The sequence below is a fragment of the uncultured Jannaschia sp. genome, assembly GCF_947494055.1.
GTDB lineage: Bacteria > Pseudomonadota > Alphaproteobacteria > Rhodobacterales > Rhodobacteraceae > Jannaschia.
Genome location: NZ_CANLTR010000043.1, coordinates 15,415 through 27,368 on the forward strand (window position 1 = coordinate 15,415; position 11,954 = coordinate 27,368).

Consider the following 11,954-nt stretch of genomic DNA (forward strand, 5'->3'; position numbering starts at 1 on the left):
ACAGCGATACGGACGGATGGTGGCCCGGGCTCCAAGCGAGACCGGCCCTCCGCCCACGTCATGACAGATATGGTCGCAACGCGCTACCACCCGGGCCTTTCAAAAGGTTGAACCCGTAGCGAGCGCTCCTCCGAACGGTTCACGACTCGTTAACCGCTCCTACCGAGATCTTACCGCGCAATCACGATCCATCGACGGAGAGCTGGACCCCGCGACAGCAGGGTGTGGCCTCTTCGTGTCCGACGCGTCCCGAAGGCAAGGATACATTCATGAACGACGTTTTCGCCGATTTCTCGGGCGGGCTGGAAAGCCCGGCCACTTACGTCCAGACGATCACGCCCAGTGATGAGGCTGATCTGCCTCGCGCCAGCCGCGCGCTCAACGTGGCCGTGGACGGCTCGATCCGGATCACCACCGTAAGCGGCACGACTGGAACGATCTACGTCGCGGCCGGCATCACCTTTCCGGTGCGCGTTACGCGGGTCTGGGCGACGGGCACGACGGCGACGGGCATCTCGGTCCTGTCGTGATGATGAATCTGGGCGTCAACCTGTCATCCTCGGGATCGTGCCGCGTGACGAAGGACATCGGTGTGGTTCTGCGCGAAGGCGTCGCTCCGGTCTTCGACGGCTCCGTGCTGGTCAATCCGGGAAAAGTGGCGGCCGCGCCGATTCTTGAGGCGCCAAGCTTCGAGAATTTCGTCCTGACCGTGACCCGGAACGCTGCACCGGTCTTCGACGGCTTTGTGCTGGTCGATCCGGGATCGGTCTCCACCCCCGCAAGTCGCCTGGCGCCGAGCTTCGAGAGCTTCGTCCTGACCGCAGAATAGGAACCCATATGCCGCTCTACCAATTCACCAACGCTGACACGAACGAGAAGACGCGCCGCATCGTCTTCCAGGGGGAGGACGTCCGGACGTTCCTTCCGGCGGGCACCTACGCGATCTGCCGGATCGAGGAGACGCTCTCGCCGCCGGCCACGGTCGAGATCCCCGCGGTCGAGACGGAGCCGCCGGCCGAGGCCCCGGACGTCGCGGAACCGTTCGATCCCCCGGAGGTCCTTGATCCGCCGGAAGCCCCGACGGCGCCCGTGCCTACCGAACCTTCCCAGCCGTCCGAGCCCGCCGATCCTGTCGAGATCCCGACAGAGCCCGTGCCTACCGACCCGGTCGAGCCGCCGGCAGTTCCCGACCCCGTCGTCGAGCCGGAGACCCCGACGCAGGAGCTTCCGGCACCAGAGATCCTCCTGCCCAAAGACGGAACGATCGAGATCAGAGCCCATGACGGCGTGGTCACGTTGACCATCACGGAATCGGGGAACTACGACGGTGAATACGAGGTCGATACCACCGAGCTCGCCACGAAGGATGCGATCAACCTCAAGCCGGCTGTCATCTCCGGCGAGGCTACCATGGGAAGCACCTTGACAGCCACGCCCGGCCTATGGGTCTACGACGGCGCGAACCCGGCCCCCACGATCACGGCCGAATGGCGCAAGGACAACGCGCCGATTACCGGCGCCACGGGACCGACTTACGTTCTGGCCAACGATTACGGGGCGTCGATCACCTATGGTGAGATGACTGGGAACGCCTATCAAAGCTCTAATGCTATCGAAACCGATCCGATGCCCGTCGCAGCGCCCGCCCCTGCGGCGGAGGGATTTGCAGCCATTCCAAAGGGCGTCATCGTCTTCGATCTGCGGACGAAGGATCATCTCTACGCCGACCGGGTCGGCGGTACGAAGGTCAGTGACAACGACCAAGACATCGAGCAGTTCGAGGATCTTTCGGGCAACGGCAACCATTACGCTAGGGTGCCGGGATATGGGTGTCCTATCACCAAAGAAGGACGCGTCCGATGGTCGGATAGCGACAGGATTCAGCCTGTCGGTTCGCTTATCGGTCTGGAAGACGGGATGGAACTTTTCGTCCGGCTCAGAACGAGTGATCCTTCATGGACTACGCTCCATGTCAGCGGTTCGGCAGCTTGGGGCATTGTCGGGACCAGCGATAACCTTTCACCCAATATGGACGAAGCGGCAGGGCAGGACATCATCTTCGAGGCCGACGGAACGACTGTTGCATCAAACCAGCTTGCCCTGAGCGCGGCCTGGACGAACACGACCGGTTACGTGACCATCCACATGCGAGGCCTTGACCTTTCCAAGATCACGAATGTCACCGAGACTCTCAGCATTCTTTCCGACAAATTCGTCGGCAACATACAAGGCATCGCCCTCACGAGAGCGTTGACCGCGTCCGAACGTGCCGAAACTTACGCCATTCTGGCTGGAGACTAATCTATGAAAAACATTCTTTTTGCATCGACAGCTTTCGTCACCGGCGTAGTCTCCGTCGCACAGGGGGCTCACACAGGGGGTCCAATTCAGGGATCGCTCACCCACAAGGCACAGGCCGCGGTTATCCCGACCCCGCGACCGACTCCGACTAGCTCGGGCGACGTGTCCGCGGCCATCAAAGTGGAGCGTACGCCGCTGCGCGTGGCGCCCGAAACCGTGTTCTTCGAGGCCACCGATCTGAGAGGTTGGGACACCAGGCCCGGCAACGTGTCCGGCTACGATGCGCAGCAGCACGATCTGGTCTATCTTTGGGATTTCGGCGACGAAGGCGCCACCTCAACAGCGCCGGTCAACGTGCTCGCGCATGCCAAGGACCTCAACAAGGGCTACGGCCAGAAACCCACCCACGCCTATTCCAAGCCCGGCACCTACACGCCGTCGGTGCTCATCGTGGAGCCGTCCTCGGGCAAGAACATCACGATCACGTTCGACCCGATCACGGTCGAGGATCCCGACGTCGTGTTCGCGGGCGACAAAACCATCTTCGTATCCGCGAACGACCAGCACGCCGACCGTCCCTCTGGTTCGCGCTACGCTCCTTCCTTTGAAGGCGCGCTCAATCTCGCATACGGTGCCGATTGCCGCATCATGTTCGCGGCGGGCGAAGTCTTTACGCAAACCGGAACGACCAAACTCGCTGGGGGCCATCATCGGATGTTACTCTGCGCAAGCCCGGGCGCAAAGCCTACCCTAAAAAAGTTTGGTACGAATCGCTCCCCTCAGTTTGTAATTCATTACGAATACGCGTCTGACCAGGTGATCATCTCCGGCCTGCGCTTCGAGGGCAACTGGGACTCCACGACCGGAACGGGTGGTGCCAGCACGGGCGACTGCATCAAGCTGCACGCGCAGAACAGCGTGAACATGCTGATAACCGACTGCTATTTTACCGGCTACCAGAAGAACGTGCTCTGGCTGACCCAGAACTCCGGGGCTGCATCGCAGGGAAGCCGGTTCACCTTCCACAATACCACCGTCACGAACTGGAACGATTTCGGCCTGTATGTTGAGGGCACCGGTCGGTTCGCCTTCATCGGGAACCGTATTGCCCAGCACGTCGATGCCCTGTCGGGCGGCAAGAAGACTGATCCGCCCACGGACAATTACCACGGCCCGTTCCGCGTCCAGATTTTCATGGAACACATCGGCTATATCGACGGCAACGACCTGTTCGGTCGCAACGGATGGTTCGAGAACATCAGCGAAGTTCTTACCGAACAGCCCATCGTTCGCATCAACCAAGCGCAACGGCACTCTCACTACCATATCTGCCGCAACACCTGCGAGGCAGGGGACGTGATCATCGCGAACACACCGATGAACAACAACATCACGCCACAACTGTCCTCGATGGTCGTGGAGATGAACTATCTCATCGGCTCGTATCAGACCCGGTGTTTTGTCGCGACATCGAGTTCGGGGCTGACCATGCGGAACAACGTCTGCATCCTGCCCGATACGGAACGCTTCGGCGCGAAGGATTGGCAGGCGGTCGTCACCACGTCCCCGGCCGACTCTAATGACGGTCGTTATGACGCGCCCATCAAGATTCACAACAACACCTACATCAACCTCTCGACCGACGGACAGGGAAAGCCCTTTGTGGACAAGCGAAACTCGCGCCTCGACGTCTATGAAGCCGACAACTTTACCCATGCGCCGCGCTTCTCGCCAGCAGTCACCAGCCAAGGTCCGCTCGATAAGACCCCGCGCTGGACCCCGCGACACAAGGGCTACAAGAACAAGGGCGGCACGTTCCAGTCGCAATACGCTACGCCGGCCGACACCGTTTGGAACGGCGCGCCCCTGGCGGGATCCCCCGCGCTCGGGGCGGCTCAAATTGAGGATATAGCCTATCTGGATCTCCTAGCGCAGGTCCGTCCAGCCTATCCTTCCGTCGGCGCTCTCGAGGTAACAAATTGAGCGTGCCGATCGGGTCTTCCTAGCGCAGGGAACCGGACGTGGTCGATTGGTCGGCAGATCGATCGCGTCCGACATCGGAAACGTATTGCCTGGTCGTCACTGGATGTCGGCCGGGCGAACTCCGGACGGCTCCGGCTGCCAGCGACCCGCCTGCTCCGCCTCGATCTCGGCCACGGCGCGGGCCTTGCCCTTGCGGAGCGCGCGACGCTGGTAGTCGCGGATGAAGGCCACGAGTTCAGCGTCGCCGTGCCGCTCGGCGCCCTTGAGCATTGCGCCAAAATAGCCCTGCAACATCGCGAGCCCGCCGGTTACATAGGGCTTCTGACGCGCCTTGTTGACGGCCGAGGCGACGAGGAAGGCAGGCGAGGTGCCCATGTAGTACTGTCCGAACCCGTGCCGCCGGCGGCCGGTATGGATCGAGGTCTGGCTCGAGCCCATCGGCCGCAGATGCTCGAAGCGCAGCTCCGGGTCGTCCCAGCTTACCGGCGTCCAGCCGAGCTGGCGCGCCTTGTGGCAATCGATCCCGTCCCACATCACCTCGCGCACGAAGCCGCCGATCTGGCGGAAGCAGGCGACGGAGTAGAACTTGGTCATGCCGAGCGACATCTCGTCGCCGATCCGCTCGGAGACAAGCGTGCCCGACGCGTCGCGAAAATAGGCCTTGCCCGAGCAGGTACCAATCCGCGGGCGCGCTTCCATCCGGTCCATCAAGATCTCGAAATACCGCGGTGGCAGGTCGAGATCGAGGTCGAGCTTGCAGAGATAGGCGTAGGCGTCGAGGTCGATCTGATCGAGCCCGAAATAGAACGCTTCGATCACGCCGGGGCCGACGGCGCGGGCGCCGCGGTCGGGCTTCTGGACGACATCGATCCAGTCGTGACGGGCCGCGTATTCGGCGAGGATCTCCGGCGTCGCATCGGTCGAACCGTCGTCGACGATCATCCACTTCGCCGGCCGCTCCGACTGCGCCACCACACTGTCGAGAGTGCGCCGCATATAGGCCGCCTCGTCGCGGCAAGGCGAGATTAGCAGGTAGGCGCGGGGATCGGGGGGCGTGGGCGTCATGGCTCGGACCTCCGGGCTTCGTCGGCTTCGGTCTTGCCCCGTCGATTGGCGGCAGGCAAGTGCAGGCCGAAATCGTGTCGACCTATCGCTTACGAGGGTTAACGAATTGCTTCGAAGTGAATTCAGACGCGGAAGCGAGCCGGATACGTTGCACCCTTTGCCCTGCTGCAACATTCATACGGATCGGACCACCCGATAGGAGACGCCCGGCATGACCCGAGCTTCCGAAGCCTATCTCGCTGCGGAGCGGGCAATGGAGATCCCGCCCATCGACCGGCGGGGGCGGACGGACGAGAACCCAAAGGGGATCGGGTTCTGGGCGCTGGTGGCGGAGGATTTCGCCACGCACGACCGCAACTTCTTCGAGCAGGGATTCTGGGCCGTCTTCGTGCATCGCTTCGGCAACTGGCGCATGGGTCAGCCGAAAATTCTGCGCGCGCCCTCGACGCTGCTCTACCTCATCCTGTTCAAGACCGTTGAATGGTTCTGCGGCATGTCGCTGTGGTACACAGTCAAGCTCGGGCGCCGGGTCCGGATCTGGCACCATAGCGGCATCATCCTGAGTGCTCGGGCAATCGGCGACGACGTGCATATCAGGCAGAACACCACCTTCGGCGTCCGAAATCGGCGCGACGTGGCCGACCTGCCGATCATTTGCGCCGGGGTCGACATTGGGGCCGGAGCCTGCATCGCGGGCGCTGTCGTCGTCGGACAGGACGCGCGGATTGGTGCCAATGCGCTGGTCATCGACGACGTGCCCGAAGGCGCCACGGCGCTCGGTAATCCCGCGACAATCCGCGGGCGGCGAATCCGGATCGCTCCGGATGCCGCACCGACAGAGGTGGACACGGCGTCCCCGGAAACGGGCCCACCCGGCTAGGGTTCAGACGCGGCCAGGCGGCAGACCCAGAAGCGGTCGACAGCCGACGGCCCAAAAATCGCCGAAGAACCGTTTCGGCGCCATCGCTCGTCCGCCGCGCACCCGTACGAGCGCATGGTTGATCGCCGCCCCGCCCGTCCAAGCCGCCGCGGAGACTAGCGCGTAGCCCCGGCCGTGGTTCTTACGGAAGTAATGCTGCCAGGAATGGTACCAGTAGGCCGGCCGCCGCGTGCGCTCCGGAACCAGGGACTTCACCTCGGTCGAGGCGCCCTCGACATGCACGACCTGCGCCTCGGCCACGTGCCAACATTCCCAGCCGGCCCGCGCGGTCCTGAGCATCAGATCCACCTCTTCGAAATATAGGAAGTATTCGGAATCGAAGAAGCCGAGTTCGCGCCAGACGTCGAACCGCGCCAAGACCGCCGCACCCGCCACCCAGTCGACCCGCTGCGTGGGAATGTCCGCCGGCAGCGCCACCTCGTGACGCGCGAGCGCCCGCGCGACGGGACCGAAATTGATTGCCGCGGAAAGGGTCGAGACTGCGGAAGGAAACCGGAACGCCGCCGTGACCGGCTTCGGGCTGTCTGGCTGGCGGATGCGCGCGCCCGCGACGGCGGCCTTCGGATGGGCGGCGAAGAAGTCGGCGAGGGTCGCGATCGTCTCGCCCTCGAGCTGCGCGTCGGGATTGAGGAGAAACACGTAGTCCGGCGGCGTGGCGCGACGAGCGAGTTCCTCGAGCACGAGGTTGTTGCCCCGCCCGAAGCCGTGATTGACGCGCTCGAGATGCAGCGTGACCCGCGCGCCCCAGCCGCGCGCCTCCGCCGCTTCGGCTAGCATCGCGCCGTCACCGTTGGGTGAGGCGTTGTCGACGAGATGGACATGCACGTCGTGACCCGGATGGGCATGGGTCAGCACGCTCTCGACCGCGGCAAGGGCGAGCTCGCCCGCGTTGTAGTTCACGACGATGACGGCGATCTCGGCCATGGAATCCTCTTCGGGGTGCCGGGAGATCTCTAGGGTCGAGGACCTGGCTTCGCAATCCGACGCACTTGGACGGCAAAACTTCCGCGCCCTGCAATGGCACCATGTACATAACAATGAAATTAATTTTGCTTTATTGTTTCGATTGTTCGAACTTATCGGATCGTCCAATTGGGTCGGGCCAGTCCGCGCGGCGGCCTGTGACCTTGTCGTAGACCTCCGCGACCTGCCGGGCCTTGGCGTCCCAGGTAAACAGCGTCTGCGCCCGCCGACGGGCGGCTTTGGCCATCGGCCCCAGACGTTCGGGGCGTGCGGCCACCTCCTCCAGCGCGGCACGCAGATCCGCCACGATCTGGTCGCGCGGCCCGATCGGCACGGTGATCGCCGTATCGGACGTGACCAACTCGCCCGGCCCGGCATAATCGACGACCAGCGGAACAACGCCCGTCGCCATCGCCTCGAGCACCACCCCACCGCCGAACTCCCGGATCGAGGGGAAGGTCAGCAGATTGGCGCGGGACAGGATAGTCTTCACCTCCTGATGCGGCACCTGTCCGTGGAAGGTAACGGCCTCCCGTAGGCCCGCCTCGGCTACCTGCTGCTCCAGATCGGCGCGCATCGGTCCGTCGCCCACGATGTCGAGCACGAGACGCCCGCCCCGCAGAAGCTCCGTCGCCGCTTCGATGAGCATGTCGCAACCCTTGTAGGGCACCAGCCGCCCGAGGAAGCAGCCCCGAAGCGGCAGCGCCGTCGCCTGCGCCGCGATCCGATCGAAGCGCGCGGGGTCGATGGCATTCTCGGGCAACCAGACGGTCTTGTGCCGGAACCGCGCCGGGATCTCCGAGGCGGTGTACCGCGAGCCTGCGAAGATGGCGGCAGCGGCTCCTAACGTCCGCAGCCGGCCCGGGCGCAACTTGTAGGCGCTCCGCACGTAGGAGAGCCATTCCCGCTCCCGCCGCCGCTCCGCGTCGAAGCCCCGGGGCCAAGGCACGCCGCCGTTGAGCGGACCCAGCACGAAGGGTGTGCCTGTCGCTGCCACCTTCGGCGCGAGTCCCGAGGGAATGGTGGGCGAAAGCGGCGTGATCCGGTGCACCACGTCGTAGGCCCCGGCCGCGATCTCGGCGCCGAATCGCTTCCAGACGAGATGTTCAAAATAGGGATAGGCCAGCCCTTCGAGCGCCGTCTTCATGGTCCAGCCGCGTCCTTCCCCCATACGTAAGATCGTGGAAAGGCGGTGCATACGCTCGGCCACCGCTTCGCTGTCGATGGCAGTGAAGTCACGGCCCTCGACGAGACCCGCGCGTAGGATGGCCTCGCGGTTGCGGACCTGCGTGACCAGATGGACATCGGCCACGCCTGCAAGCGCACGGGCCATCGACCAGCCGACCAGCGGAACGCTGACCCATTCGGGATTGGCGGCCTCGGCGATGGCCAGGACCTTGAGACGGGGTTCGGTCATGGCTGCGCTTTCCCGGAGTGAACCGTATATTCAGCGAAAGGGCTACAGGAGGGATCTTTGCCGTCCAAGCCCTGCGCGCAGATGTTCGAGACGTGATCCCGCAAAAGGATCCGACTTGCCTGTCCATGATCGCCGGATTTTACTCTCATTGTTTCCATCCGGCAGGATTTCGTTCAATTCTGGATGATACGCCCTCTTTGGGCGGTGCCGAGGCGGCAGGGCCGCTTGGCGGATGGGGGGTCATCTGCTATCGGTCCGCGCGTATTTTCGAAAGGCATTTTCGGCATGTCCGTCTCCAGCTCCGCCTCTCCGACCGGATTTTCGCTGGCCGGCGCTTCGCTTTCCGGCCTTGTCTGGCTAGCGATCGCGCTTCTAGGCGCAGGGCTGTTCTTCTGGCCCGGCACCGAGGCGCTGCTCGAGGCTTGGCAGCTTCCGGAATACAGCCACGGCCCGTTAATCCCGATCCTGTCGGGCCTGCTGTTCCTGCGTCAGCTCAAAGAATACCCCGCTGATCCGGGCCCCAAGCGGGACCGCTGGGCCGGGGTCGCGGTGGTGCTTCTCGCCGTCCTCATGGGCAGCCTCGGTCGGCTCGCCAATATCGACGACATCGTGGCCTACGCTCTGATCCTCTGGGTCGGCGGGCTGCTCCTGATTTCCTTCGGCTGGCAGACGGGCAAGCACTTCTGGCCCGGCGTCGTCCACCTCGTCTACATGCTGCCGCTGCCCGGCGTGATCTACTACAAGATGACCACGGGGCTGCAATTCGTCTCCTCCGAGCTCGGCGTCTCGATGCTGCGGATGATCGACGTGCCGGTTTATCTCGACGGCAACATCATCGATCTGGGCGTGGTGAAACTGCACGTCGCGGAGGCCTGCTCGGGCTTGCGCTACCTGTTCCCGATCATGTCATTCTCCTACGTCTTCGCCTGCCTCTACCGCGGGCCGGTCTGGCACAAGGCAGTGCTGCTCTTGGCGGCGGTGCCGATCACCGTGGTGATGAACTCGGTGCGCATCGCCATCGGCGGCTACATCGCCAACACCTACGGGCTCGACTGGCTCGAGGGGTTCACCCATTTCTTCGAGGGCTGGGTGATCTTCATCGCCTGCGTGGTCCTGCTCTTCGTCCTCGCTTGGGCGATGATGAAGCTCGGCTCCGACCACCGCTCGTTGTCGGAGGCGTTGGATCTCGAGATGGACGGGCTGGTGCCGCAATTCCTGCGCATCCGCCTTGTCTGGCCCTCGGCGGCGCTGATCACCTCGGCAGTGTTGCTTCTAGGCGCCGCGGCGGCCTTTACCGCCCTGCCCGAACGCAATACCGGCCCGGTGCCGCGCGACAGCTTCGCGCTCTTCCCGCGGACTCTGGGCGAGTGGGAGCAGGTCGGCCCGCGGCAGTTCCTCGACAAGCAGGTCGAGGGCGTGCTCGGCGCCGACGACTACCACCAGGTCACGCTGGCCCGGCCCGGCGCGGCCGAAACGGTGGGCCTCTTCATGGCGTGGTACGACGACCAGTCGAAGGGTGGCGTGCATTCACCCGAAGTCTGCCTGCCCGGCTCCGGCTGGGAGATTGCCTGGCTCGAGCGGACCGACGTCGCCGATGAGATGGGCAGCAACCGGCCCTTCGAGCTCAACCGCGCGATCATCCAGATGGGCGAGACGCGGATGATGGTCTATTACTGGTTCCAGCAGAAGGAGCGCCGGATCGCCTGGGACTTCGAGGCAAAGTTCCAACTGATGCTCGACGGCATCCGCACCGGCCGCACCGACGGCGCGCTGGTCCGCCTGACCACGCTGATCGCCCCGACCGAGGACGACGCCGCCGCCGAGGCCCGTTTGCAGAGCGTCCTCGACGAACTGGTGGCTCCGCTGCCGCGTTTCATTCCGGAAGGCGATCCGGCGACGTAGAAGTAGAAGGTCGGCCTTATCTAAGGGTCGCCGTACCTTAGGTGTCTGACTCCACGGTTTGATGGTGTGATCCATTCGAGGGAATGAAAGGAAGCACTATGGGACAGGTTCGTCACGGGAGCGGTACGACCACGTACGCCGTCAGAGGTGCAATACAGCGATCGCAAGCTTCGCTCGCGCAGCTGCTGAGCTAGGGATCAATCCCAAGACCGTTGCCAAGTGGCGCAAGCGTCAAACAGTCGAGGACATGAAGACCGGGCCGAAGGAACGACGGTCCACTGTCCTGACCGAGGCGGAGGAGAGTAAGCATTCAGCGTAGGCCGCGGTCACGCGGCTTGGTGATGCTCTGAGGTTCGCCAGTTCCACGGTAGCAGGGTCAGCACGTTGGAAGCGGTGGTGCCAGGTAGCCGGCCGAGAACGTCGGCCAGCCAGGCCTGGGGATCGATGTCGTTCAGTTTCGCGGTGACGATCAAGGAATACACGAAGGCGGCGCGGTCGCCGCCACGATCCGAGCCGGCGAAGAGCCATGACTTCCGACCGAGGGCGACGCCCCGCAGCGCCCGTTCCGCCGCGTTGTTCGTCAGGCAGATCCGGCCGTCGTCGAGAAAGCGGGTGAAGGCCCTCCAGCGGTCCGCCTCGAACATGTAGGCGATCGCCTTGGCGACGGGGTTATGCCTGGACATCGTGCCCTGTTCGTCGCGCATCCAGTCGTGGAGATCGTCGACCAGCGGCCGGACAAGGCGCTGCCGCGCTTCGAGCCGCGCCGCGGAGTCCAGGCCGTTGATCCCGCGCTCCACGTCGAAGATCGTGTCGATCCGCTTGACCGCTTCCAGGGCCAAGGGAGAGATCTCGTGGGCCGGCTTCCTCTTCCGGGCCTTCTCCTTGATATCGGCGAGCTCGAAGAAATTCCGCCGGACGTGGCTCCAGCACAGCGCGCTGGTGACCGGCCCGGGATCGCGGTCGCCTCGGTAGAGGCCGTTGTAGCCGCCATAGGCATTGGCTTGCAGAATACCCTGCCAGCCGGCGAGGTGCCGGTTGGGAGGTACTGTAACCTGAGGTCTGGAAATTCATTTGGCGATGGTGCCGTGAGCCCCTGCCGGGGCCGGCCCCGGCAGGGGCGGTCCATTCTGGGGGACTGAAAGGAATCTTGTGTGTGAGGCCATGATGATGGAACGGAGAGGAGCATCACATGGCAATCGAGAAGGATCTGCTGGACCAGCTTCTGGCTGGCCGCGACCCGAGAGGCCGAGCGGGTGATGCGCGAGTCGGTCTCGACAGCCTGTCCTCGACCCAGGTCAGCCGCGCAGCGAAGCTGCTCGACGACGAGCTGGAGGCCTGGCGCACCCGGCCTCTCGGCCAGATCACGTACCTGGTTCTCGATGC

The 11,954-nt window shown here is 64.0% G+C and carries 9 protein-coding genes and 3 pseudogenes; 8 read left to right on the forward strand and 4 right to left on the reverse strand.

Features of this window, described 5'->3' with window-relative positions; translation table 11 throughout:
- Window positions 1-269: 269 nt before the first annotated feature.
- From Q1A87_RS19745 to Q1A87_RS19760, 4 genes are read left to right on the forward strand one after another with little or no spacing between them, the layout of a single operon-like run.
- Window positions 270-530 carry a hypothetical protein gene (locus Q1A87_RS19745; protein WP_299655446.1) on the forward strand — a complete coding sequence of 87 codons (261 nt, stop codon included), beginning with the start codon at window positions 270-272 and terminating at the stop codon, window positions 528-530.
- A gap of 44 nt (window positions 531-574) precedes the next feature.
- On the forward strand, window positions 575-829 hold the full coding sequence (locus tag Q1A87_RS19750; RefSeq protein WP_299655449.1) for a hypothetical protein: 255 nt from the start codon (window positions 575-577) through the stop codon (window positions 827-829).
- Window positions 830-837: 8 nt separating this feature from the next.
- Entirely contained in the window at window positions 838-2,301 is a 1,464-nt protein-coding gene (locus Q1A87_RS19755) for a hypothetical protein (protein WP_299655451.1), read from the forward strand.
- Window positions 2,302-2,304: 3 nt separating this feature from the next.
- Window positions 2,305-4,284, forward strand: a complete 1,980-nt coding sequence (locus Q1A87_RS19760; protein WP_299655453.1) for a hypothetical protein — start codon at window positions 2,305-2,307, stop codon at window positions 4,282-4,284.
- Between the two features lie 96 nt (window positions 4,285-4,380).
- Here Q1A87_RS19760 and Q1A87_RS19765 read toward each other — a convergent pair whose 3' ends face one another.
- Complete coding sequence (locus Q1A87_RS19765; RefSeq protein ID WP_299655456.1) at window positions 4,381-5,349, reverse strand: glycosyltransferase family A protein; 969 nt, start codon at window positions 5,347-5,349, stop codon at window positions 4,381-4,383.
- 211 nt (window positions 5,350-5,560) lie between these two features.
- Between Q1A87_RS19765 and Q1A87_RS19770 the strand changes: the two genes are divergently transcribed.
- Window positions 5,561-6,229: a serine acetyltransferase gene (locus Q1A87_RS19770; protein ID WP_299655459.1), complete on the forward strand. Its 669-nt coding sequence runs from the start codon at window positions 5,561-5,563 to the stop codon at window positions 6,227-6,229.
- Window positions 6,230-6,232: 3 nt separating this feature from the next.
- On the opposite strand, the gene Q1A87_RS19775 is transcribed toward Q1A87_RS19770, so the two are convergent.
- Together Q1A87_RS19775 and Q1A87_RS19780 are read right to left on the reverse strand one after the other, a co-directional pair.
- Window positions 6,233-7,213: a glycosyltransferase family 2 protein gene (locus Q1A87_RS19775; protein WP_299655462.1), complete on the reverse strand. Its 981-nt coding sequence runs from the start codon at window positions 7,211-7,213 to the stop codon at window positions 6,233-6,235.
- 130 nt (window positions 7,214-7,343) lie between these two features.
- Entirely contained in the window at window positions 7,344-8,669 is a 1,326-nt protein-coding gene (locus tag Q1A87_RS19780) for a glycosyltransferase (protein ID WP_299655465.1), read from the reverse strand.
- A 285-nt stretch (window positions 8,670-8,954) separates the two neighbouring features.
- Here Q1A87_RS19780 and xrtD point away from each other — a divergent pair, with 285 nt between their 5' ends.
- Both xrtD and Q1A87_RS19790 read left to right on the forward strand, forming a co-directional pair.
- Window positions 8,955-10,571, forward strand: a complete 1,617-nt coding sequence (gene xrtD, locus Q1A87_RS19785; RefSeq protein ID WP_299655469.1) for a VPLPA-CTERM-specific exosortase XrtD — start codon at window positions 8,955-8,957, stop codon at window positions 10,569-10,571.
- A 98-nt stretch (window positions 10,572-10,669) separates the two neighbouring features.
- A pseudogene (locus Q1A87_RS19790) lies at window positions 10,670-10,875 on the forward strand (IS481 family transposase); the annotation flags it as partial.
- 22 nt (window positions 10,876-10,897) lie between these two features.
- On the opposite strand, the pseudogene Q1A87_RS19795 reads toward Q1A87_RS19790, so the two are convergent.
- Window positions 10,898-11,611 (reverse strand): annotated as a pseudogene (locus Q1A87_RS19795) (IS66 family transposase); the annotation flags it as partial.
- Between the two features lie 236 nt (window positions 11,612-11,847).
- Here Q1A87_RS19795 and Q1A87_RS19800 point away from each other — a divergent pair.
- Window positions 11,848-11,954: pseudogene (locus Q1A87_RS19800) on the forward strand (transposase); the annotation flags it as partial.